This window comes from Pseudomonas farsensis, from assembly GCF_014268805.2.
In the GTDB taxonomy this organism is placed as follows: Bacteria; Pseudomonadota; Gammaproteobacteria; order Pseudomonadales; family Pseudomonadaceae; genus Aquipseudomonas; species Aquipseudomonas farsensis.
The window spans coordinates 154,578-178,000 of the sequence record NZ_JABWRF020000001.1 but is presented as its reverse complement, the minus strand read 5'-3'; the positions used below and the strand labels follow the sequence as shown (position 1 = coordinate 178,000).

Here is a 23,423-nt window from a genome sequence, read left to right as displayed (position 1 = left end):
TTGCGGCCCAACTTTATATCGCCGGGGGCGCTTCGCCCCCTTTCGCGGCACAAGGCCGCTCCTACAAGGACCGCGCCGCCGTTAAACGTTTTCGCACATCCCCGCCAGCACCCGCACCCATTCTGGGTGATCGTTCAGGCACGGCACCAGCACCAACTCCTGGCCGCCCGCTTCGATGAACTGCTCGCTACCGCGCATGCCGATCTCTTCGAGCGTCTCGATGCAGTCGGCAACGAACGCCGGGCACATTACCAGCAGCTTCTTCACCCCGGCCTTGCCCAGTTCGTCCAGGCGCGTCTCGGTATAGGGTTCGATCCACTTGTCACGCCCAAGGCGCGATTGGAACGACACCGACCACTTGCCATCCGGAATGCCCATTTTCTGCGCAAACGCCTTGGCGCTGGCTAGGCATTGGCCGCGATAGCACACCGCACGCACTTCGGCGCTGGCATCGGCGCAGCAGTCGGCGGCGCGCAGGTCGTGTTTTTCGCCGCGGATGAGCTTTTTCACATGGCGCTCAGGCAAGCCGTGGAAACTCAGCAACAGGTGGTCGAAACCCTGCTCCAGGTAGGGCCGCGCACTGGCGGCCAGGGCGTCGATGTATTCAGGGTGATCGTAGAACGGCTGCAGCAAGCGGGTCTGCAACGGCAGGTTGCGCTCGGCAATGGTCTGCCTGGCCTGCTCGACCACGGTGGTGACGGTGCTGTCGGCGAACTGCGGATACAGCGGCGCCAACGTCACCTGGCGCACGCCTTGGGCAGCCAGGCGCTCGAGCACCTCTGGCAGCGCCGGCTGGCCGTAGCGCATGGCAATTTCCACAGGCCCGTGGGGCCAGTGCGGCTGCATCGCGGCCTGGAGCCTGCGGGTCAACACCACCAGCGGCGAGCCTTCGTCCCACCAGATCGAGGCGTAGGCGTGGGCCGACTGCTCGGGGCGCTTGATCAGGATCAGCGATACCAGCAGGCGGCGCAGCGGCCAAGGCAGGTCGACGACGTACGGGTCCATCAGGAACTGGTTCAGGTAACTGCGCACATCGGCCACCGAAGTGGAGGCCGGCGAGCCCAGGTTGACCAGCAGCAGGGCGTGATCGGTCATGCAGCGTCCTATGTCAGAGGCGGCTGGACAAGTCGTCCAGGGCCGATTGCAAATCGTTGAAGCGGAAGGTGAAGCCTGCCGCCAGCAGCCGCTCGGGGCGCGCGCGCTGGCCGCCCAGCAGCAGCGTCGACAACTCGCCGAGCCCGGCCTTGAGCAACAGCTTGGGCACCGGCAGGCAGGCGGGCCGATGCAACGCACGGCCCAGGCATTTGGCGAACTCGCGGTTGCGCACCGGCTCCGGCGCGCAAGCATTATAGGGACCGCTGGCGTCGTTGTGCTGCAACAGAAAATCAATCAGGGCGATCTGATCATCGATGTGCACCCACGGCATCCACTGCCTGCCGTCGCCCAGCGGCCCGCCGAGGCCGAGTTTGTAGGGCAGGCGCAGGCGCGACAAAAAGCCGCCATCGGCTGCCAAAACCAACCCGGTGCGCACCAGCACCACGCGAATGCCCAGCGCTTGGGCGCGGCTGGCGGTTTCTTCCCAGGCGATACACAACTGGCTGGCAAAATCTTCCTTGACCGGTGGCGAGGCCTCGGTCAATTCGCGCTCGCCGCCATCGCCGTACCAGCCCACAGCAGAGCCCGAAACCAGCACGGCCGGGCGCTGTTCCCGGCGCCCAAGCCAGCTCAGCAGTTGCTCGGTCAGGGTGATGCGGCTGGCCCACAGCAAGGTGCGCCGCGCGGCAGTCCAGTGCCGGTCGGCGATGGGCGCGCCGGCCAGGTTGACCACCGCATCCAAGGTGTCGTCATCGGCAATTTCGTCCAGACGCGCAATGCCGCGCACGTCGCTGCCGCAAAGCTTGGCGACCTGTTCGGGGTTGCGGCTCAAGACGGTCAGGCGATGGCCCTGCCCGCGCCACAATTGGCACAGGTGGCGGCCGATCAGCCCGGTACCGCCGGTCAGCAATATATGCATGGCTGTGTCCTCACAGTTGGCGGCCGTGGTCTATTTTTAAGATCAAGGCACTTTTTTGACCGAACGCTCTCGGATAAACCATAGGCGAACCTGCATTTATCGAGCGGAATAACCTTATACAGATTTTACGCATTGTACAGGTTTGCCGGGCAGCGTAGGCTGCACACAGCAAGGTTCGAAGAGGCCATCATGACTGTACCTATTGCCATCATCGGGGCCGGTATCGCCGGCCTGTCCGCCGCCCAGGCCCTGCAGAAGGCCGGGCATACCGTTCATTTGTTCGACAAAGGCCACGGCAGTGGCGGGCGCATGGCCAGCAAGCGTAGCGAAGCCGGCGCCCTGGACCTCGGCGCACAGTACTTTACCGCCCGCGACCGGCGCTTCGTCGAGCAAGTACAACAGTGGGTCGCTGCCGGCTGGGCCGAGCAGTGGAAACCACAGCTGTACAACTATCGCGACGGTGAGCTTACCCCTTCGCCAGACGAACAGGTACGTTGGGTTGGCGTGCCGCGCATGAGCGCCATCACCCGCGGCCTGCTCAATGACGTGACGGTCAACTTCGGCTGCCGTATCGCCGAGGTGTTTCGCGGCAAGCAGTATTGGCACCTGCAGGACACCGACGGCACCAGCCATGGCCCGTTCAGCCGGGTGGTGATTGCGGTGCCGGCACCTCAGGCCACACAACTGCTGGCTGCCACCCCCAAGCTTGCGGCGGTAGCAGCAGGCGTGCAAATGGAACCCACCTGGGCGATCGCGCTAGCGTTCGAGACCCCATTGCAGACCCCGATGCAGGGCTGCTTCGTGCAAGACAGCCCGCTCGACTGGCTGGCACGCAACCGCAGCAAGCCCGGGCGCGACGAGCAACTCGACACCTGGGTGCTGCATGCCACCTCCAACTGGAGCCGGCAGCATCTGGACCTCTCCAAGGAAGAGGTGATCGAGCAACTGGGCGGCGAATTCGCCGAGCTGATCGGCTGCGTGGTGCCTACTCCAGCCTTCACCATCGCCCACCGCTGGCTGTATGCGCGGCCGGCCGGCAATCATGAATGGGGCGCCCTGGCTGACGCCGACCAGGGCTTGTACGCCTGCGGTGACTGGTGCCTGTCAGGCCGAGTGGAGGGCGCCTGGCTAAGCGGCCAGGAGGCCGCGCGGCGTCTACTGGAGCACATGGAGTAAGCGCGGGCCAGCTTGTACAAAAATTATTGTTTGTATAAGTTTGGTTTTGTGCTGGAATAGGCTTGTACAGCAAATGAATTTTGTACAAGCCTATTTCGGAGGGCGCAATGAACCTATCCCCAGCACGCCGCAAGCCACGCCTGGCCATCAGTGCCTGCCTGACCGGCATGGACGTGCGTTTCAATGCCGGCCACAAGAACTCCGAGCTCTGCCATGAACTGCTCGGCGAGCACTTCGACTGGGTGCCTGTATGCCCGGAAGTGGCCATTGGCCTGGGGATCCCCCGCGAGCCGATTCGCCTGGTAGGCGACCCCGAAAACCCGACCGTAACCGGCACCCGCGATTCCAGCGCCGACTTTACCGCCCCGCTGCGCGCCTATGGCGAGCGGATGGCTGACGAACTCGGCGACATCTGCGGCTATGTGTTCATGCAAAAATCCCCCTCCTGCGGCCTGGAGCGGGTCAAGGTTTATCAAGATAACGGCTACCCCGCCGCACAAGGCGCACGCGGTGCCTATGCCCAGGCGTTCTGCGCCAGCCGCCCGGACCTGCCGGTCGAAGAAGAAGGCCGCTTGCACGACCCGGTCCTGCGCGAAAACTTCATCAGCCGGGTGTACGCCTACGCCGACTGGCAGCAATTGCTGCGCGAGGGCTTGAGCCGCGGGGCGCTGGTGCGCTTTCATTCACGCTACAAGTACCTGTTGATGGCGCACAACCCGCAGGCCTATCGCAGTGTCGGCAAATTGCTGGGCAGCATGACCCGCGACGATGACCCGCAGCAGATTGGGCCGCGCTACTTCAGCCAGTTGATGCAGGCCCTGCGCCGCTGCGCCAGCCGTGGCACCCATGGCAATGTGCTGCAGCACTTGAGCGGTTATCTGCGCGACGGCCTTGGTCAGGCCGACAAAGCCGAACTCAAGCAGGTGATCAATCAGTACCAACACGGCATAGTGCCACTGGTGGTGCCAATGACGCTGCTCAAGCATCATCTGCGTCATCACCCCGACCCTTACTTGATGCAGCAGGCCTACCTGCAGCCTCACCCCGAGAACCTTGGACTACGTAATGCAATCTGATGAACTGCTGCCCATTGGCGAGGTGGCCCGCCTTACCGGTGTAAACCCCGTCACCCTGCGCGCCTGGGAGCGCCGTTATGGCCTGATCAAGCCCCAGCGCACCGCCAAGGGCCATCGGCTGTATCCACAAGACCAGGTCGAGCGCGTGCAGGCAGCGCTGCGCTGGCTGGAACGTGGCGCGGCCATCAGCAAGGTGCGCGAGTTGCTGGACAACGCCAGCGACACAACCACCGAAGTCGAAGGCGAATGGGGCGAGCGCATCACCCAGTTGATCGACGCCATTGGCCGCCTGGCACAGCGCCCGCTCGACCAGTTGCTGAACCAGGCGATGGCGTTGTACCCGGCAGTCACCGTGTGCGAACACTTGCTGATGCCGCTGCTCGACACGCTGTCGCGGCGCTGGCAGTCGCATTTTGACGCACGCCTGGAACAGGCGTTCTTCCACACCTGGCTGCGCAGCAAGCTCGGCGCCCGCGTGTACCACGACAGCCACTCGTTGCCCGGCCCTTGCGTGCTGTTGGCACGCACCGACGACGCGCCGTTCGATGCCGAGTTCTGGCTGTGTGCCTGGCTGCTGAGCAGCAACGGCCAGCCGCTGGAAATTCTGGAATGGCCGGTTGAGCCGCGCCAATTGCGCCAGGCGGTGGAGCTGCTACAGCCGCGCGCGCTGCTGTTGCACCTGGGCCGGCGCCCAGACCTTGCCGCCTGGACCCGCAGCCTTGCCGACATCCCGACGCGCAAGCTGCTTGGCGGCTCGACGCTGAGCCTGCACCAGGCCGAGTTGCAGAATATGGCCCTGCCCGACACCCTGCTGTTCGACAGCCCCCAGGCGGCCCTGCGCTGCCTTCAGCACCCCTGACCCCAAGGCTCGCCTCCCCATGCAATTGATCTGGCTGCGCAGCGACCTGCGCGTCGACGACAACACCGCCCTTGCCGCCGCCTGCCAGCGTGGCCCGACCATTGCCCTGTGGGTCGCCAGCCCCGGCCAATGGCAGGCCCATGATGATGCGCCGTGCAAGGTCGATTTCTGGCTGCGCAACCTGCGCGCGCTGCAGGCCGCCCTACAGGCGCTGAACATTCCATTGCTGGTTCGCCATACCGACACCTGGGCGCAAGTGCCGCAAACCGTGGTCGACGTATGCCGTGAGCACCAGGTGGAGGCCGTGCACTGGAATGACGAGTACGGCGTCAACGAAACCCTGCGCGACCAGGCCACCGCCGCGCAGCTCGACGCCTGCGGCATTGGCCACCACAGCTACCTCGACCAGTTGTTGTTCAAGCCCGGCAGCATCCTCACCCGCACCGGCCAGTATTTTCAGGTGTTCGGCCAATTCAAGCGGGTGTGCCTGGAGCACCTGCACCGCAGCCTGCCTGCCTACGCCCATAGCCCGCAGCAGCAAGCGCAGCTGGCCATCGCCAGTGATCCGATCCCCGACCACATCGAAGGTTTCGAAGGCACCACCGAGGCGCAGCGTGAGCATTGGCCAGCCGGCGAGCAGGAAGCCCAGCGGCGCTTGGCGCAGTTTGTCGATGAGCGCATCGAAGACTACGTGCAACAGCGCGATCTGCCGGCCACGGCCGGGACCAGTGAGCTTTCGGCGTACCTGGCCGCAGGCGTGATCTCCCCGCGCCAGTGCCTGCACGCGGCGCTGGCCAGCAACCGCGGCGAATTCGACAGTGGCAACGCCGGGGTGCAAACGTGGGTCAGCGAACTGCTTTGGCGCGAGTTCTACAAACATATCCTGGTGGGTTATCCACAGGTCTCGCGCCACCGCGCGTTCCGCGAGCACACCGAAGCGCTGCCGTGGCGCAATGCACCGGACGACCTGCAAGCCTGGAAAGAAGGCCGCACCGGCTTCCCGCTGATCGACGCCGCCATGCGCCAGTTGCTGCACACCGGCTGGATGCACAACCGGCTACGCATGATCGTGGCGATGTTCCTCAGCAAGAACCTGCTGATCGACTGGCGCGAAGGCGAGCGGCACTTCATGCGGCATTTGATCGACGGCGACCTGGCCGCCAACAACGGCGGTTGGCAGTGGAGCGCCTCGACGGGCACCGACTCGGTCCCCTACTTCCGCATCTTCAACCCCGTAACGCAGTCGCAGCGCTTCGATCCGAAGGGAACTTTCATTCGGCACTGGTTGCCCGAATTGCAGGGCATAAGTGACAAAATGATTCACCTCCCGGTGAAATCTGCCGATCTTTTTGCTACAACACGCTACTTTAGTCCAATAGTCGATCTTGACAGCAGTCGTCAGCGGGCATTGCAAGCGTTCAAAGGCTTGTCCGGCTGACAGTAACAGAGGACAAGGCCTTGTTTGATAGTCGCCGTTTATGGATTACGGGGGCAACCAACGGATTGGGTTTGGCATTGGTACATCAGGCGCTCGAGAACGGGCATCTGGTGGCCGCCAGTGGCAAGGAAAGCCGCCCGCTTGAAACACTTCAACTCCAGTACTCGAGCCGCTTGCTGAGCCTGGCCGGGGGGCTGCAAGCCGCCGAGCCAGGCTTGGTTCTGCAGCAAGCCTGGGGAGCGCTGGACACGCTACTGGTCAACGCCGGCGGTTGTGATCACATGGCTGATGATCCCCCCCAGAGTCAGCTTTTCGAAGCCATCGCGCTCAGCAATTTCGAGGCCTGCAAACAGAGCCTGGCTCAAGCACTGCCGTTGCTGGCCAAAGGCGAGCGCCCGCAGGTGATGGTGGTGCTCAGCCGCCATAGCGCACAGCAACTGGCACACCCTACCCAGCCTGCGTCAGCCAGCAACAGCCTGACGCATTGGTTGCGTGAGCAGCGCGCTGCGCTGGGGCAGCTGGGCATTGACCTGACCATCGTGGCGCCACAGCCGCTGCATAGCCCCCTGCCCTTGGCGATACCCGAAGACTGGACCGCCGAGCAGGCAGCGGCGCAGCTGTTGGAGCGCCTGGAAAGGCGGCAAGCGGAATTGGTGCTGGAAGTGCTCCGCCCGGACCAGCTTTGGCCGCTGCCGCAGCAGGCCAGCTCCACGTAAGCTCCTTTGCGGGGAATTCCATGGTTTTGCGCCAGCCTGAACCGGCCTCATCGCAGGCTGGCGCCAGCTCCCACAGGGACCGCGACAGCTGCTATTGCTATACGGGTGCCTGGCTCAATTCCTGTGGGAGATCACCCAGCCCTTCCGGGCTGCGCTGTCGCGCAGAGAACTGGGCACCGTGGGAGCGGGCTTGCCCCGCGATGCGATGCTGGCAGTGCTATCGCTATCGCTGGGCAAGCCCGCTCCCACGTTTCGATGTAAATCGGACAGTTAGCGTTTGTTCTATGAGAGCTGGCGCCAGCCTGCGATGAGGCCGGTGCAGGCGGCTAAAACCACAAGCCTTACAGCGGCATACGGTAGTGCAGCGCGTAACTCTCGACGCCATCGTTAGGCTGCTTGATGCCGGCGTTGGAGTAGTGAATCGCCCGCACGCCAATCTCCTGCCCGCCCGCAAAGCGCAAGCCGAAACCGATGCGGTCCTCGAACTGGAACGACGACCCCAGCTCGTTGCTCTCAAGCTGGGTACTGGAAAACGCCGCAACCCCGATACCCGCCTCGATATACGGTTTGACCGAGTCCCCGGCAAACTCGTAGACGAACACCGGCGCAAACGAAAGGCTGTGGTTGCTGGCAGTCTCGTCGCCATCCCAATACGTATAGGCCCCATCCCAATAGCCGGTCACACGCCCGACACTGGTCTGCCACCAACTGGCGTCCCAGTTCGATTGCAGCCCCAACCGGTAGACCATGGTGGAGTCACCGGTCTGGCCCACCGACAGCGAAACATCCGCCGCCTGAGCCGTTATGACCTGCCCTAGTGAAAGCGCGGCAAAGGCCGCCAAAGTGCACAGCTTGTTCATTGGAAACACCCTTCATTGCGCTGTTGTTGTCAGTGCTGGCCTGCCATGCAGGCTGAAGGATAGAAACCAGCGGTGGAACGATAGTTCCAACGAATTTTCACGCTTTTTTTACATTTCGAAGCGTTGCACGCCGCATGATTGGTGCCACAGCAGCGGCAGCACTTTTTTCAGCATGGCGGGGTCGCCACTACTCCAGAACCGCGTGCCCTGCGCCGGGCCTGCAGCGAGCAGTTCACGGGCGCCAAGCAGGCGTTGCAGTTGGCGAGCCACGGCGGCGCCGGTATCGATGATGGCGACATCGCCCGGCACCAGCTCGGCCAGTAGCGGGCGCAGGAAGGGGTAGTGGGTGCAGCCCAGAATCAAGGTGTCGCAACCGGCTGCCAGCAGGGGCTGAACGTAACCTGCCAGCAAGTGGCGCAAGGCCGGGCTCGCCAGGTCGCCACACTCGATGCACTCCACCAAGCCCGGGCAGGGCTGGGTGATCACCTGCACGTCATTGGCAAAACGGTCGAGCAAGGCGGCGAACTTGGCGCTCTGCAACGTGCCGGTGGTGGCCAGCACGCCGACCACGCCAGAGCGGGTCGCGGCGGCGGCAGGCTTTACCGCAGGCTCCATGCCTACCAGCGGCCAGTCCGGGTACAGTTCGCGCAGGTCGGCCACCGCTGCCACCGTTGCGGTGTTGCAGGCCAGGACCATCGCCTTGGCACCTTGCTCACGGAAAAACCCGGCGATGTGGCGCAGCCGCCGGCGAATGTAGTCCGGGGATTTCTCGCCGTAGGGTACATGCCCGCTGTCGGCCACATAGAGCAACGATTCGTTGGGCAGCAAGCGCTGGATTTCAGCCAGCACCGACAACCCGCCAACGCCCGAATCCATTACGCCCACTGGCGCCGAGGCTTCAGCCATGGCGGCTGGCGCACACGGCGCAGGCGGGGTCGCGCTTGACCCGCAACTCGCGCATGCGCGTGCTGAGGGCATCGATCAACAGCAAGCGCCCGACCAGCGGCTCGCCAAAACCTGCCAACAGCTTTATGGCTTCGAGCGCCTGCAGGCTACCCACCAGGCCAACCAACGGGCCGAGTACGCCAGCCTCGCTGCAGGTCAGCTCAGCCTCGCTGCCATGGCCGTACAGGCAGTGGTAGCAAGGACTGTTGTCACGGCGGGTGTCGAACACCGAAAGCTGGCCTTCGAGGCGGATCGCCGCGCCGCTGACCAACGGCTTGCCAGCGTCGACGCAGGCAGCATTGACCGCTTCGCGGGTAGTGAAGTTGTCCGAGCAGTCCAGCACCACATCCACCGCCGCCACGGCGGCAGCGAGGGTGTCGTCATCCAGCGCCTGGCGGTGGGCCACAAGGGCGACTTCGGGGTTGATCGCCTGCAAGCGCTGGATGGCCGAATCGACCTTGCTCATACCGACGCTTGCGCTGTCATGAATGACCTGGCGTTGCAGGTTGGTCAGGTCGACCGTGTCGAAGTCGGCCAGATGCAGCGCGCCCACCCCCGCGGCGGCCAGGTACAGCGCCACCGGCGAGCCAAGCCCGCCGAGGCCGACCACCAGAGCCTTGGCCTGTTTGAGTTTCAGCTGGCCGTCGATATCGACCTGCGACAGCAGGATCTGCCGGCTGTAGCGCAGCAGCTCCTGGTCGCTCAGCATGGGCGGCGCCCCAGGCTGATGCGTTCATGGCCGCCAAGGTCAATGCGGCTGGCAACGTCGTTGAAGCCACTGGCAACCAGCAACTCACGCACGGCAGCGGCCTGGTCGTAACCATGCTCGAGCAGCAGCCAGCCACCGGGCAGCAGATGCTGCGGCGCTTGGGCGACGATGACGCGCAGGTCATCCAGGCCGTCTTCGCCAGCTACCAGGGCGCTGCTGGGCTCGAAACGCACGTCGCCTTCGACCAGGTGCGGGTCGGCCGCGCGAATGTACGGGGGGTTGCTTAGAATCAGGTCAAAACACTCATCGGCCAGCGCCGCAAACCAGTGGCTGCCAAGCACCTGCACATTATCCAGCCCGAGGCGCTGGCGATTGCGCTCGGCCAGGGCCACGGCCTCGTCGATGCGGTCCACGGCGGTGACCTGCCAGGCCGGGCATTCGTTGGCCAGGGCCAGGGCGATGGCGCCCGTGCCGGTGCCAAGGTCAAGCACCCGTGCAGGCTTGGCCGGCAGCAGTTGGAGTGCGGTTTCAACCAGCAGCTCGGTGTCCGGGCGCGGGATCAAGGTGTGCGGTGCCACTTCCAGGTCGAGCTTCCAGAAGCCCTGCTGGCCGAGGATATACGCCACCGGCTCACCCGCGCGGCGGCGCGCCAGAAACACCGAATAGGTCTCGGCCGCCTCGCTGCTGACGATGCGCTCGGGCCAGGTATGCAGGTAACTGCGCGACTTGCCCAAGGCGGCTGCCAGCAGCAGCTCGGCGTCCAGGCGCTCGCTTGGCGATTCAGGCAACTGCGCATTGCGCAGCAGGCTGGCGATGATGGTCATGTCAGTCCCCTAGGGCGGCCAACTGATCGGCCTGGTATTCGGCCAGCAGCGGTTCGATTACCGCATCCACGCCACCGGCGAGCACGTCGTCCAGGCAATAGAGCGTGAGGTTGATGCGGTGGTCGGTAACCCGGCCCTGTGGATAATTGTAGGTGCGGATGCGCTCGGAGCGATCACCCGAACCCACCAGCAACTTGCGCTCGCTGGCGATGGCGTTTTGCGCAGCGCTGGTCTGGATGTCGTTGAGCTTGGCCGACAGCCAGGACATGGCGCGGGCACGGTTCTTGTGCTGCGAACGCTCTTCCTGGCACTCCACCACGATACCGGTCGGCAAGTGGGTGATGCGGATTGCCGAGTCGGTCTTGTTGATGTGCTGACCACCGGCACCCGATGCGCGGTAGGTATCCACCCGCAGGTCGGACGGGTTGATCTCGATGGCGACCTGCTCGTCAGGTTCGGCCAGCACCGCCACGGTACACGCCGAGGTGTGGATGCGGCCCTGCGATTCGGTCTCGGGCACACGCTGGACGCGGTGGGCGCCGGACTCGAACTTGAGCTTGCCGTACACGCTGTCGCCTTCGACGCGGGCGATGATTTCCTTGTAGCCGCCGTGCTCGCCCTCGTTTTCCGAGAGGATCTCCAGGCGCCAGCCGCGTTTTTCGGCATAGCGCGAGTACATGCGGAACAGGTCGCCGGAGAAGATCGCCGCCTCGTCGCCGCCCGTACCTGCACGGATTTCAAGGAACACGTTACGCCCGTCATTGGGGTCCTTGGGCAGCAGCATGCGTTGCAGTTGCGACTCAAGGCCCACCAGTTGCTCCTTGGCGTCGCGCACCTCGTCGACGGCCATCTCGCGCATATCGGGGTCGGCGTCCTTGAGCAGCGCCTGGGCGCCCTCCAGGTCGTCCTGCACCTTGCGCCACTCTTTATAGGCGGCGACTACCGGCTCGACTTCGGCGTATTCGCGGGAATAGGCGCGAAAGCGGGTCTGGTCGGAAATGACTTCGGCATCACCCAGCAGCGCGGTGAGTTCCTCGAAGCGGTCCTGGAGGGTATCCAGTTTGTTCAGCAGCGACGCTTTCATTGCGGGGTTTTGTCCGTCGAGCCCTCGTGGAGGGCAAACAGCTCCTGGGCCATGGCCAGCGCATCGACGCGGCCTTCGGCTGAGAGCTTTTTCAGCTGCACGCTGGGGGCGTGCAGCAGCTTGTTGGTCAGGCCCCGGGCCAGTTGCATGAGCACGTCCTCGGGGTTGCTGCCATTGCCCAGCGAACGCAGGGCCTTTTGCAGTTCTTCGTCGCGCAGACGCTCGCTTTGCTGGCGATAAGCCTTGAGCACATCGACCGCCGCCAGCTCGCGCAGGCGCACCATGAAATCGTCGGCGCCGGCCGAGACCAGCTCTTCGGCAGCTTGCGCGGCGCCCTGGCGGCTCTTGAGGTTCTCGGCGACGACTTCGTGCAGGTCGTCGACGGTGTACAGGTAAACGTCGTCCAGCTCGCCGACCTGCGGCTCGATATCCCGCGGCACGGCGATGTCGACCATGAAGATCGGCTTGTGCCGGCGCTGCTTCAGCGCGCTTTCCACCGCGCCCTTACCCAGAATCGGCAACTGGCTGGCGGTGGAACTGATGACGATGTCGCTGTGCACCAGCTCCTGGGGGATTTCCGACAGCAATACGGCGTGGGCGCCGAACTGCTCGGCGAGCATGCTGGCGCGCTCAAGGGTGCGGTTGGCCACGACAATGCGGCGCACGCCCTGCTCGTGCAGGTGGCGGGCAACCAGGGTGATGGTTTCGCCAGCACCGATCAGCAACGCCTGGCTGCGCCCCAGGTCAGAGAAGATTTGCTTGGCCAGGCTCACGGCGGCGAACGCCACCGACACCGGGTTCTCGCCGATGGCGGTATCGGTGCGCACCTGCTTGGCAGCGCTGAACGTCGCCTGGAACAGGCGCCCGAGCAGCGGCCCGACAGTGCCGGCCTCGCGGGCAACGGCGTAGGCCGACTTCATCTGGCCGAGAATCTGCGGCTCGCCAAGCACCAGCGAGTCGAGCCCGGAGGCGACCCGCATCATGTGTTTGACCGCCTCGTGCTCCTCGTGGATGTAGGCGCTGGCGCGCAGCTCCTCGAGGCTGAGCTGGTGATAGTCAGCCAGCCACTGCAGCACCGCATCGGCGCCGAGCTGGTCCTGCTCTATATATAGCTCGCTGCGGTTGCAGGTGGACAGGATCGCAGCCTCGCGGCTGGCGGTCAGTCGGCAGAGCTGCTGCAGGGCGTCGACCAGTTGCTCTGGGGTAAACGCCACGCGCTCGCGTACGTCTACCGAGGCAGTCTTATGGTTGATACCAAGTGCAAGAAAGGCCATGCAAGATCGCTGGTGGGGACGTGAAGCCGATAATTGTCCTACTTCGCAGGTTCCAGAACAACCACCGTTCGCTATTGTCGTGATACCGAGTAGCCAGCAACCCCATGAAGGATGGTTTCAGCCCCCGTCGCTACAGGAACCTCCCCCTGCCAAGAAGGTCGCATTCAACCACATGCTGCGTGGGTGGGTTTGCCTCCACGCTTGTGTCATCATGCTCCGACCGCCGGTTTAAGCCCTCAAAAGCCTTCTATGAACAAATCCTACGCATTGCTGCTTACCCTCGCCCTGCTTCAAGGCTGCCAGAGCCTGGCGCCGAAGACGGACGCCCAGTCGCCCGCTGCCGACGCCGGCAAGCACGCAGACAAGCCTATGGAGTACGGATCGTTCAAGCAGGACACGCTCTACAGCCTGTTGGTTGCCGAGCTGGCCGGCCAGCGCAACCGCTTCGATATCGCCCTGGCCAACTACGCAGACCAGGCCGAAAAAACCCAGGACCCTGGTGTTTCCGAGCGCGCCTACCGCATTGCCGAGTACCTGGGCGCCGACGAGCCGGCCCTGGACACCGCGCTCATCTGGGCCCGCAACGACCCACAGAACCTCGACGCCCAGCGCGCCGCAGCCATCCAGCTGGCCCGCGCCGGGCGCTACGACGATTCCATGGCTTACATGGAAAAGGTCCTGCAAGGCCAGGGCGACACGCATTTCGACTTCCTCGCCCTGTCGGCGGCCGAAACCGACCAAAGCACCCGCGACGGCTTGATGCAAAGCTTCGATCGCCTGCTGGTCAAGTACCCCGAGAACAGCCAACTGGTGTTCGGCAAGGCGCTGCTGCTCAACCAGGACGAAAAGCCGCAACAGGCGCTCGACCTGCTTGAAGCGCACCCACCGCAAAATGGCGAAATCGCCCCGGTGCTGCTGCGCGCGCGCCTGCTGCAAACCCTGAACCGTGGCCCCGAGGCCCTGCCGCTGCTGCGCGGCGCCATCCGCGACAACCCCGATGACAAGCGCCTGCGCCTGACCTACGCGCGCACCCTGGTTGAGCAGGACCGCATCGACGACGCCAAGGCCGAGTTCGAAAGCCTGCTGCAGCAGTACCCCGAAGACGACGAAATCCGCTATTCGCTAGCCTTGGTGTGCCTGGAAACCAAGCACTGGGATGAAGCCGAAGGTTATCTGCAAGAGCTGGTCGAGCGCGACGCCAACGTCGATGCCGCGCACTTCAACCTGGGCCGCCTGCGCGAAGAGCGCGGCTTGCCCGCTGCCGCCCTGCGTGAATACGCGCTGGTCGGCACCGGCCCGGATTACCTGCCTGCGCAACTGCGCCAGGCCGACATTCTGATTGCCAATGGCCGCAGTTCCGAAGCCTCGCGCCTGCTTGCCGAAGCCCGCGAAGCGCAGCCCGACTACGCCATCCAGTTGTACCTGATCGAGGCCGAAAGCCTGGGTAACAATGGCAAGGAAGATGAGGCCGATCTGCTGCTGCAACAGGCAACCAAACGCTACCCGGACGACCTGAACCTGCTCTATACCCGCGCCATGCTCGCCGAAAAACGCGACGATTTGCCGCAAATGGAAAAAGACCTGCGTGCGATCCTCACCCGCGAGCCAGAAAACGCCATGGCGCTCAACGCCCTGGGTTATACCCTGGCCGACCGCACCAGCCGCTATGCCGAAGCCAAGACGTTGATCGACAAGGCGTACCAGCTGACCCCGGATGACCCTGCCGTGCTCGACAGCCTGGGCTGGGTCAACTACCGCATGGGCAAGCTCGATGAAGCCGAGCGCCTGCTGCGCCAGGCGTTCGAGCGTTTCCCTGACCACGAAGTGGCGTCCCACCTGGGCGAAGTTCTGTGGGCCAACGGCAAGCGCCGCGAAGCCCGGCAGATCTGGGCCAAGGGCTTCGAAGCCCAGCCTGACAGCCCCATCCTGCGCAAGACCCTGTTGCGCCTGACCGGATCCGAGAGCCTGTAAACCATGCTGCTGCGTCATTGCATTACCCTCACCCTCATCGCCCTGCTGGCCGGTTGTGCAGGCTTGGGCAACAAAGAAGCCGTTCGCGGCCAGGGCAACGCGCAACAATGGCGCGAGCACAAACAGCAATTGAGCACCCTCGACGGCTGGCAGATCAGCGGCAAGGTCGGTATCCGTGCCCCGCGCGATTCCGGCAGCGGCACGCTGTTCTGGCTGCAACGCCAGGACTACTACGACATCCGCCTGGCCGGCCCGCTTGGCCGTGGCGCCGCCCGCCTGACCGGCCGCCCCGGTGGCGTGGCCCTGGAAGTGGCCAACCAAGGCACCTTCGAAGCGGCGGACCCAGAAGCGCTGCTTGAAGAACAACTTGGCTGGCGCCTGCCGATTTCGCACCTGGTGTGGTGGGTGCGCGGCCTGCCCGCCCCGGACACCAAGAGCCAGTTGACCCTGGACGGCGACAGCCGCCTGGCCGCACTGACCCAGGACGGCTGGCAAGTGGAATACCTGAGCTACACCGAGCAAAACGGCTACTGGCTGCCCGAGCGGCTGAAGCTGCATGGCGAAAACATCGACGTAACCCTGGTGGTCAAGGACTGGCAGCCCCGCCAGCTGGGGCACTGACTCCATGCACACACTGGTACTGCCGGCCCCGGCCAAGCTCAACCTGTGGTTGCACATCACCGGCCGGCGCGCCGACGGTTACCACGAGCTGGAAACGGTGTTCCAGTTTCTCGACCATGGCGACGAGCTGAGCTACGCGCTGCGCGAAGACGGGCAGATCTGCCTGCACAGCGACATTCAAGGCGTCCCCCACGACAGCAACCTGATCGTGCGCGCCGCGCGCCTGCTACAGGCGCAATCGGGCACCAGCCTGGGGGCTGATATCTGGCTGCACAAGGTACTGCCCATGGGCGGCGGCATCGGCGGTGGCAGCTCGGACGCTGCCACCACGCTGCTGGGCCTGGCGCATTTATGGCAGCTCGACTGGGATGAAGACCGCCTGGCAGCCTTGGGCCTGGCCCTTGGCGCCGATGTACCGGTGTTCGTGCGCGGCCACGCAGCTTTCGCCCAAGGCGTGGGCGAGCAACTGACTCCGGTCGATCCTGCCGAGCCATGGTATGTGGTGCTGGTCCCGCAAGTGTCTGTCAGCACAGCGGAAATTTTTTCGCATCCAGAGTTGACACGTGATTCCCTCCCCCTTAAGATGCGCCCCGTTCCCGAGGGAAACAGTCGAAATGACTGCCAACCGGTAGTAGAGCAACGGTATCCAGAAGTTCGCAATGCGCTGAATTCTCTGGGTAAATACACCGAAGCACGAATGACCGGAACTGGAAGTTGCGTGTTTGGGGCCTTCCCAAGCAAAGCCGAAGCTGATAAAGTTCTGGCCCTTCTTTCAGAGACCCAAGCAGGGTTTGTGGCAAAAGGAAGCAATATTTCGATGTTGCATCGCAAGCTGCAAAGTCTGATCAAGAAGTCGAGCTCATAAGAGTTCGCAGCAACAGATACAGGGGCGTCGCCAAGCGGTAAGGCAGCAGGTTTTGATCCTGCCATGCGTTGGTTCGAATCCAGCCGCCCCTGCCATTTTCCTATACTCATCCAGGTATACCCTCAGCCTTCAGGTACTGCGCGTGTCCAAGATGATGGTCTTTACGGGGAACGCTAACCCCGATCTGGCTCGGCGTGTCGTACGTCAGCTGCATATCCCTCTCGGTGACGTCTCTGTCGGTAAGTTCTCCGACGGCGAAATCAGCACTGAGATCAATGAAAATGTCCGCGGTAAAGACGTATTCATTATTCAGCCGACCTGCGCCCCGACCAACGATAACCTGATGGAACTGGTAGTGATGGCCGACGCCTTCCGCCGCTCCTCAGCATCCCGAATCACCGCCGTGATTCCTTACTTCGGATACGCCCGCCAGGACCGCCGTCCGCGTTCGGCACGTGTAGCCATCAGCGCCAAAGTTGTCGCTGACATGCTCACTGTCGTGGGTATCGACCGTGTTCTCACCGTCGACCTGCACGCTGACCAGATCCAGGGTTTCTTCGATATTCCTGTCGACAACATCTACGGCTCGCCCGTACTGGTCGACGATATCGAAGACCAGCGTTTCGAGAACCTGATGATCGTCTCCCCGGACATCGGTGGCGTTGTGCGTGCACGCGCCGTTGCCAAGTCCCTGGGTGTCGATCTCGGGATCATCGACAAACGCCGCGAGAAGGCTAACCACTCCGAGGTTATGCACATCATCGGCGACGTCGAAGGGCGCACTTGCATCCTGGTAGACGACATGGTCGACACCGCCGGCACCCTGTGCCATGCGGCCAAAGCCTTGAAAGAACACGGCGCTGCCAAGGTTTACGCCTACTGCACGCACCCTGTTCTGTCGGGCCGCGCGATCGAAAACATCGAGAAGTCGGTACTGGACGAACTGGTGGTGACCAACACCATCCCGCTGTCCGCCGCTGCTCAAGCCTGTGACCGTATCCGCCAGCTGGATATCGCACCGGTTGTCGCTGAAGCGATGCGTCGCATCAGCAATGAAGAATCGATCAGTGCGATGTTCCGCTAAGCGGACCACGTGTTGATATGAAGCGCCCCGCCCCGGCACCTGTTGCCGGGGCGGGGCTTTTTTGCCATCCCCGTCCGGCGCTGGTCGCAAACGCCCTCGGGGGGCTATTTTGGAGAAACAAAATGACTGATTTTACCCTGAACGCCCAAGCGCGTACTGACCTGGGGAAAGGTGCGAGCCGCCGCCTGCGTCACTCGCTGAACGTGCCTGCCGTTGTTTACGGTGGCAACAAAGACGCCCAGTCCGTGACCATCCTGGCCAAGGAACTCGCCAAACTGTTCGAAAACGAAGCTGCCTACAGCCACGTTATCGAGCTGAACGTTGACGGCACCAAGCAAAACGTCATCGTCAAGGCTATGCAGCGTCACCCAGCCAAGCAGTTCATCATGCACGCCGACTTCATTCGCGTCGTTGCTGGCCAGAAACTGACCGCTCAGGTTCCAGTTCACTTCGTCGGCGAAGAAGCCCCGGTCAAGAAAGGCGGCGAGATCTCGCACGTTGAAGCTCAGATCGAAGTTTCCTGCGAAGCCAAAGACCTGCCTGAGTTCATCGAAGTCGACCTGTCCAAGGCCGAAATCGGCACCATCATCCACTTGTCGGACCTCAAAGCGCCTAAAGGCGTAGAGTTCGTCGCTCTGGCCCACGGTGATGACAAGGCTGTTGCCAACGTTCACGCTCCACGCGTTGCACCAGAAGCACAAGAAGGCGCTGCCGAGTAATCCACTCGCACGCCGGCGTTGACCGGGTTACAGTGCCGCGCGCCCTGTAACCCACCAACTCCAAGGAAGAGCCCCTGACGTGACCGCCATCCAGTTGATCGTTGGCCTGGGTAACCCCGGCCCCGAATACGAACAGACCCGGCATAACGCAGGGGCTCTTTTCGTTGAGCGCATTGCCAGCGCCCAGCGCGTCTGCTTGACCGCTGATCGCAAGTATTTCGGCCTGACGGCAAAATTCAGCCATCAAGGCAACGATGTTCGTCTGTTGATCCCCACCACCTACATGAACCGCAGCGGCCAGTCCGTGGCGGCATTGGCGAATTTCTTCCGGATCAAACCGGACGCCATTCTGGTGGCCCACGACGAACTCGACCTGCCCCCCGGCGTCGCCAAGCTCAAGAAGGGCGGCGGCCATGGCGGGCATAACGGCCTGCGCGACATCATCGCGCAGCTCGGCAACCAGAACGACTTCCACCGCCTGCGGCTTGGCATTGGCCACCCGGGCGACGCCAAACTGGTCTCCAACTTCGTCCTGGGCCGCGCGCCGCGCGCCGAGCAGGAGAAGCTCGACGCCAGCATCGATTTTGCCCTCGGCGTGCTGCCGGATGTGCTCGCTGGCGATTTCGCCAAGGCGATGCGCGAGCTGCACAGCCAGAAGGCCTGACCACTCTACCGAGGGGAATTCCCATGGGTTTCAACTGCGGCATCGTCGGCCTGCCCAACGTCGGCAAGTCCACCCTCTTCAACGCCCTGACCAAGTCCGGCATTGCGGCGGAGAACTTCCCCTTCTGCACCATCGAGCCGAACAGCGGCATCGTGCCGATGCCCGACGCCCGCCTGGCGGCGCTGGCCGAGATCGTCAAACCAAACCGCATCCTGCCGACCACCATGGAGTTCGTCGACATTGCGGGCCTGGTTGCCGGTGCGTCCAAAGGTGAAGGCCTGGGCAACAAGTTTTTGGCCAACATCCGTGAAACCGACGCCATCGCCCACGTGGTGCGCTGCTTCGAAGACGAGAACGTGATCCACGTCTCCAACAGCGTCGACCCCAAGCGCGACATCGAGATCATCGACCTCGAACTGATCTTCGCCGACCTGGACAGCTGCGAGAAGCAACTGCAGAAAGTCACCCGCAACGCCAAAGGCGGCGATAAAGACGCCCTGGCGCAAAAGGCCATTCTGGAAAAGCTGATCCCGCACTTCACCGAAGGCAAGCCTGCGCGCAGCCTGATGAAGCACATGGCTGAGGACGAAAAAGCCGTCATCCGTGGCTTCCACCTGCTGACCAGCAAGCCGGTCATGTACATCGCCAACGTCGCCGAAGACGGCTTTGATAACAACCCGCACCTGGACGTGGTCAAGGCCATTGCCGAAGAAGAAGGCGCGGTGGTTGTACCGGTGTGCAACAAGATCGAAGCCGAGATCGCCGAGCTGGACGACGGTGAAGAGAAGGACATGTTCCTTGAGGCCCTGGGCCTGGAAGAGCCTGGCCTGAACCGCGTAATCCGCGCCGGCTACGAGCTGCTGAACCTGCAGACCTACTTCACTGCCGGCGTTCAGGAAGTCCGCGCCTGGACCGTGCGCATCGGTGCCACCGCACCGCAGGCCGCTGGCGTGATCCACACCGACTTCGAAAAAGGCTTCATCCGCGCCGAAGTGGTGGCCTATGACGACTTCATCCAGTTCAAGGGTGAGAGCGGTGCCAAGGAAGCCGGTAAATGGCGCCTGGAAGGCAAGGAATACATCGTCAAAGATGGCGACGTGATGCACTTCCGCTTCAACGTCTAAGCGCAAGAAGCCTGGCGTAAGCTCAAACCCCTTGAGGTCATGCCTCAAGGGGTTTTTTGTGGCCAGTTGTTCTGCAGTACCGGTGGGAGCGGGCTTGCCCCGCGATAGCGTTGGGCGGCACACCTGTTTGATCGATTTCGGCTTCAGGGTAATTTGCTCTCGGGAGGGCCCCATCGCAGGCTATCGCCAGCTCCCACAGGTATTCACTGACTTCTAGTTCATGGGGTCCCTGTGGGAGCTGGCGCCAGCCTGCGATGAGGCCCTGGAGGGCTTGCACAGACCCCTAGAATCTTCCACAAAATGACATATCGACCTGAAGCCAGTAGAGATCCTGTGGGAGCTAGTCAGGGCGCCGAACTACCGCGATTACGCGAGCGAGGGCAACACTGTGCCTGGGCTTTCACATGACAGCCCAAGCCCTTACACTTTCCAACAGTTGAACGCGGGATAACCGAAGCACTGCCTCGAAACCCGATGGACCTGACCTTGCCGGTCAGCCTTCGGGACCAACCGGTCCGGGCCACGGCCGGCTGTTTATCGGAGGCACCGCATGAACCCGCGTATCTGGCTACTGGCCCTGGCGACCTTTGTCACCGGCATGGCCGAAAACATCACCGTCGGCATTCTGCCGGTACTGGCCGATGGCCTCGAGGTACCGCTTGGCGTAGCCGGGCAACTGACCACGGCCTTCTCCTTGAGCTTCGCCCTCGCCGCGCCCTTCTCTCCTTTGCTCACCGCCCGTCTGCCGCTGCGCCGCTTGCTGTGCGCCGCACTGGGCGTGTTCGCCCTGTTCAACCTGCTGGCAGCCATCGCGCCAGGCTACAGCACACTGTTGGTTGCACGCCTGGGCATGGCCGCGACCAGCGCCCTCACCTGCCTGATCTGCACACTGATGGCCACGCGCATGGTGCCGGCCGCCCTGCGCGGGCGTGCCATTGGGGTAATCTTCATGGGCATCTGCAGTTCGCTGGTACTGGGCGTGCCTGCCGGTATGCTGCTGAGCGAGGTGCTGGGCTGGCGCGGCGTATTTGCTGGGCTGAGCCTGCTGGCGACCGCGGTGCTGCTGATGGCCTGGCGCGGCTTGCCGCAATTGCAGGGCAGCGAGCCCATCGCCTTGGCCAGCTACCTGCGCCACCTGCGCGATGGCCGCTTGCTGGCGGCACAGCTGGTGTCGCTACTGATGATCGCCGGGCATTTCACGGTGTTCGCGTATCTGGCGCCCTACGCCCAGCATATCGCCAACGTGCCGGCGGCTTGGCTCGCAGCCGTGTTTGCCGCCTTCGGCATTGCCGGTGTGGCGGGTGGCTATGTCGGCGGCTGGATGGCCGACCGTCTGGGCGCAAGCCAGGCAATCCTGCTGGCGCCGCTGCTGTACCTTGCAAGCCTGCTGGCGCTGCCGTTCTGCGCCGGCACGCCTTGGCTGTTCTTGCCGGCGATGATGCTCTGGGGCGCGCTCAGCTGGACCACCTCGCCCGTGGTGCAGAGCTACCTGGCCACACGCGGTGCGGATACCTTCCCGGCGGGCATGAGCCTGAACCTTTCGGCGATGCACCTGGGCGTCGGGCTTGGCTCGGCCATTGGCGGCGTGGTGATTACGGGTGCAGCCTTGTCAGCGACGCCCTGGGCTGGGGCGCTGCTGACCGCGCTGGCGGCGGGGCTGGCGATGTGGATTTCAATGCCTCGCGGCGTTGAGCTAAAGCTGGCGCCATGAGTCAGGGCCCTACAAGACGCGCCGGTATTGCTGGCCTGGACTCCGTGGAGAAGCGGGGTTTGTCATCTCGATCAGGCCCGCCGCCAATGCCGGCTTGAGGTAGTTGGCACTGAAGGTCGGCCGGTGAGTCAGCTCCAGGCGCTGCATCAACTCATTGGCCTTCAACGCGACACCCGGTCTGAGCACATCAAGCAGTCGCGCTACTTGATCGGTTACTTGATCGGTTACTTGATCGGTTACTTGATCGGTTACTTGATCGGTCTCGACCAAGGCCTCCAACAATGCTCGCAACATGTACTCGACAAAAGGCGTGGCTTCACCCGCCCTGTCTGCCGCCGCCAGCGCAGCGTAATAAGCCTCCTGCTGCGCACAGATCACCGACTACACCGGCAAGTAAGCTAACACAGGGCGCCAGCGGCTCAGGATCAGGGTCTGCCATAAACGCCCCATGCGCCCGTTGCCATCGGCAAACGGGTGGATGAACTCGAATTCGTAATGAAAAACACAACTGCTGATCAGCGGGTGCCAGTCACTCGCGCCCAACCAGGCCAGCAGGTCGTGCATCAAGGGCTGTAAACGGCTGGCTGGCGGGGCCATATGCAGCAGACGCTGCTCCCGATAGATACCTACCCCGCCCTCGCGAAAATGCCCAGCGTTGTCGATCAACCCGGCCATCAGCGACTTGTGCGCGGCCAACAGGTCTGCCTGACGCTCAGGACGCCAGTTGCCCATCGCTTCATAGGTGCAGAACGCATTTCGCACTTCCTGAATTTCGCGCGGCAAGCCCAGCACACGCTTGCCATCCAGCACTGCGGTGACCTGCTCGACGCTCAGGGTGTTGTTCTCGATGGCAAGGGATGCCTGAATGGTGCGGATGCGGTTGCCCCTGCGCAACTGCGGCGTCAGCGCAGCTTCTCGATTGGCAGTCAGCACCCCCACTTGCTCACTGATATCAGCCACCAGCGCCAGCATGGTCGGGGTCACGGTCAGCGGCGGCTGATATTTGCTCATGGGCAGAGGTTCCATCGATTTCAGTTGCATTCAAAAACAGCGCCCTGTCACCAGACAGAGGCTGTCGACACCTTAGCCAGTGATAACGGCAGGGTAAAGCTAGCGACAACATTGGTTCACGATTTTCTGAACTGATTATTTGCCCCAGCCGATTTGTCGCCCAGCCTGCGCACACCAGAATCGCTTCACCACAATCACAAGAACAGTGAGGCCACTCCCGTGGACCAGACACTTCAGGTGCGCCAAGCCGCCGCCGACCTCGTCGCCGCCTTTGCCAGCAACGACACCACCCGCTATTTCGCCTGTTTCAGTGAGGACGCCTCCTTCCTGTTTCACACCCTGCCCCAACCACTGCTGTCGCGCCGCGCCTATCAAGAAGTGTGGGCCGGCTGGCAGGCCGAGGGCTTTGCCGTGCTGGGCTGTGAATCCAGCAACGGGCAGGTGAGCCTGCAAGGTGAAGTCGCGATCTTCATGCACGACGTGGCCACGCGCATTCGCCTGGCCGGCGAAGAACACGCGCTGCGCGAACGCGAGACCATCGTGTTTCGCAAACAGGGCGAACGCTGGCTGGCGTGCCACGAGCACCTGTCGGCTATCTCGCCAGCCTGACCTTTTTAAAGCGGCCTTGCCGCACTGCCATCGCACCCACAACAAGGCCTGCCACAGGCCGACAACATT

At 63.2% G+C, this 23,423-nt stretch carries 22 protein-coding genes, 1 tRNA gene and 1 pseudogene; 15 read left to right on the top strand and 9 right to left on the bottom strand.

Annotation, left to right across the window (positions count from 1 at the left end; translation table 11 throughout):
• Positions 1 to 81: 81 nt before the first annotated feature.
• Complete coding sequence (gene hemH / locus HU719_RS00835; RefSeq protein ID WP_186521591.1) at positions 82 to 1,095, bottom strand: ferrochelatase; 1,014 nt, start codon at positions 1,093 to 1,095, stop codon at positions 82 to 84.
• A gap of 13 nt (positions 1,096 to 1,108) precedes the next feature.
• Positions 1,109 to 2,014 carry a TIGR01777 family oxidoreductase gene (locus HU719_RS00830; RefSeq protein WP_186537396.1) on the bottom strand — a complete coding sequence of 302 codons (906 nt, stop codon included), beginning with the start codon at positions 2,012 to 2,014 and terminating at the stop codon, positions 1,109 to 1,111.
• Positions 2,015 to 2,203: 189 nt separating this feature from the next.
• On the opposite strand from HU719_RS00830, the gene HU719_RS00825 reads away from it, so the two are divergent.
• The 5 genes from HU719_RS00825 to HU719_RS00805 all read left to right on the top strand — a co-directional run bounded on the left by HU719_RS00825 (position 2,204) and on the right by HU719_RS00805 (position 7,279).
• A complete protein-coding gene (locus tag HU719_RS00825) occupies positions 2,204 to 3,190 on the top strand; it encodes an NAD(P)/FAD-dependent oxidoreductase (protein WP_186521595.1) in 987 nt (328 codons plus the stop codon).
• Between the two features lie 107 nt (positions 3,191 to 3,297).
• A complete protein-coding gene (locus HU719_RS00820) occupies positions 3,298 to 4,266 on the top strand; it encodes a YbgA family protein (RefSeq protein ID WP_186537397.1) in 969 nt (322 codons plus the stop codon).
• On the top strand, positions 4,256 to 5,125 hold the full coding sequence (locus HU719_RS00815) for a MerR family transcriptional regulator (protein ID WP_186537398.1): 870 nt from the start codon (positions 4,256 to 4,258) through the stop codon (positions 5,123 to 5,125). The genes HU719_RS00820 and HU719_RS00815 overlap by 11 nt, the downstream gene beginning before the upstream one ends.
• Positions 5,126 to 5,144: 19 nt before the next feature.
• Positions 5,145 to 6,563 carry a deoxyribodipyrimidine photo-lyase gene (phrB, locus tag HU719_RS00810; protein ID WP_186537399.1) on the top strand — a complete coding sequence of 473 codons (1,419 nt, stop codon included), beginning with the start codon at positions 5,145 to 5,147 and terminating at the stop codon, positions 6,561 to 6,563.
• 20 nt (positions 6,564 to 6,583) lie between these two features.
• Positions 6,584 to 7,279, top strand: a complete 696-nt coding sequence (locus tag HU719_RS00805; RefSeq protein ID WP_186537400.1) for an SDR family NAD(P)-dependent oxidoreductase — start codon at positions 6,584 to 6,586, stop codon at positions 7,277 to 7,279.
• A 341-nt stretch (positions 7,280 to 7,620) separates the two neighbouring features.
• Here the strand turns inward: HU719_RS00805 and HU719_RS00800 are convergent, their stop codons facing one another.
• The 6 genes from HU719_RS00800 to hemA form a co-directional block, all read right to left on the bottom strand.
• Positions 7,621 to 8,139: an acyloxyacyl hydrolase gene (locus tag HU719_RS00800; protein WP_186521602.1), complete on the bottom strand. Its 519-nt coding sequence runs from the start codon at positions 8,137 to 8,139 to the stop codon at positions 7,621 to 7,623.
• A 108-nt stretch (positions 8,140 to 8,247) separates the two neighbouring features.
• Positions 8,248 to 9,045, bottom strand: a complete 798-nt coding sequence (murI, locus tag HU719_RS00795; RefSeq protein WP_186537031.1) for a glutamate racemase — start codon at positions 9,043 to 9,045, stop codon at positions 8,248 to 8,250.
• Complete coding sequence (locus HU719_RS00790; protein ID WP_186521604.1) at positions 9,038 to 9,793, bottom strand: molybdopterin-synthase adenylyltransferase MoeB; 756 nt, start codon at positions 9,791 to 9,793, stop codon at positions 9,038 to 9,040. The genes murI and HU719_RS00790 overlap by 8 nt, the downstream gene beginning before the upstream one ends.
• Positions 9,787 to 10,617 carry a peptide chain release factor N(5)-glutamine methyltransferase gene (prmC, locus tag HU719_RS00785; RefSeq protein ID WP_186537030.1) on the bottom strand — a complete coding sequence of 277 codons (831 nt, stop codon included), beginning with the start codon at positions 10,615 to 10,617 and terminating at the stop codon, positions 9,787 to 9,789. Before prmC ends, HU719_RS00790 begins: the two co-directional genes overlap by 7 nt.
• A gap of 1 nt (position 10,618) precedes the next feature.
• On the bottom strand, positions 10,619 to 11,701 hold the full coding sequence (gene prfA / locus HU719_RS00780) for a peptide chain release factor 1 (protein ID WP_186537029.1): 1,083 nt from the start codon (positions 11,699 to 11,701) through the stop codon (positions 10,619 to 10,621).
• Entirely contained in the window at positions 11,698 to 12,975 is a 1,278-nt protein-coding gene (hemA, locus tag HU719_RS00775) for a glutamyl-tRNA reductase (RefSeq protein ID WP_186521615.1), read from the bottom strand. Before hemA ends, prfA begins: the two co-directional genes overlap by 4 nt.
• Before the next feature lie 249 nt (positions 12,976 to 13,224).
• Here hemA and HU719_RS00770 point away from each other — a divergent pair, with 249 nt between their 5' ends.
• The 9 genes from HU719_RS00770 (at position 13,225) to HU719_RS00730 (ending at position 21,734) form a co-directional block, all read left to right on the top strand.
• On the top strand, positions 13,225 to 14,946 hold the full coding sequence (locus HU719_RS00770) for a tetratricopeptide repeat protein (RefSeq protein WP_186537028.1): 1,722 nt from the start codon (positions 13,225 to 13,227) through the stop codon (positions 14,944 to 14,946).
• Between the two features lie 3 nt (positions 14,947 to 14,949).
• Entirely contained in the window at positions 14,950 to 15,567 is a 618-nt protein-coding gene (gene lolB, locus HU719_RS00765) for a lipoprotein insertase outer membrane protein LolB (protein ID WP_186537027.1), read from the top strand.
• Positions 15,568 to 15,571: 4 nt separating this feature from the next.
• A complete protein-coding gene (gene ispE / locus HU719_RS00760; protein WP_186537026.1) occupies positions 15,572 to 16,432 on the top strand; it encodes a 4-(cytidine 5'-diphospho)-2-C-methyl-D-erythritol kinase in 861 nt (286 codons plus the stop codon).
• Between the two features lie 20 nt (positions 16,433 to 16,452).
• Positions 16,453 to 16,527 (top strand) — tRNA-Gln (locus HU719_RS00755).
• 47 nt (positions 16,528 to 16,574) lie between these two features.
• The gene (locus HU719_RS00750) at positions 16,575 to 17,516 is read left to right on the top strand and encodes a ribose-phosphate diphosphokinase (protein ID WP_186521623.1); all 942 of its coding nucleotides are present in this window, start codon (positions 16,575 to 16,577) and stop codon (positions 17,514 to 17,516) included.
• A gap of 122 nt (positions 17,517 to 17,638) precedes the next feature.
• Positions 17,639 to 18,235, top strand: coding sequence for a 50S ribosomal protein L25/general stress protein Ctc (locus tag HU719_RS00745; protein WP_186537025.1), 597 nt, complete (start codon positions 17,639 to 17,641; stop codon positions 18,233 to 18,235).
• 79 nt (positions 18,236 to 18,314) lie between these two features.
• Positions 18,315 to 18,899 carry an aminoacyl-tRNA hydrolase gene (gene pth, locus HU719_RS00740; protein ID WP_186521627.1) on the top strand — a complete coding sequence of 195 codons (585 nt, stop codon included), beginning with the start codon at positions 18,315 to 18,317 and terminating at the stop codon, positions 18,897 to 18,899.
• A gap of 23 nt (positions 18,900 to 18,922) precedes the next feature.
• Complete coding sequence (gene ychF / locus HU719_RS00735) at positions 18,923 to 20,023, top strand: redox-regulated ATPase YchF (protein ID WP_186521629.1); 1,101 nt, start codon at positions 18,923 to 18,925, stop codon at positions 20,021 to 20,023.
• Between the two features lie 550 nt (positions 20,024 to 20,573).
• Positions 20,574 to 21,734, top strand: coding sequence for an MFS transporter (locus tag HU719_RS00730; RefSeq protein ID WP_186537024.1), 1,161 nt, complete (start codon positions 20,574 to 20,576; stop codon positions 21,732 to 21,734).
• A 9-nt stretch (positions 21,735 to 21,743) separates the two neighbouring features.
• On the opposite strand, the pseudogene HU719_RS00725 reads toward HU719_RS00730, so the two are convergent.
• A pseudogene (locus tag HU719_RS00725) lies at positions 21,744 to 22,745 on the bottom strand (Fic family protein).
• Between the two features lie 219 nt (positions 22,746 to 22,964).
• Here HU719_RS00725 and HU719_RS00720 point away from each other — a divergent pair.
• Entirely contained in the window at positions 22,965 to 23,354 is a 390-nt protein-coding gene (locus HU719_RS00720; RefSeq protein WP_186537023.1) for a YybH family protein, read from the top strand.
• The last annotated feature ends 69 nt before the right edge of the window (positions 23,355 to 23,423 follow it).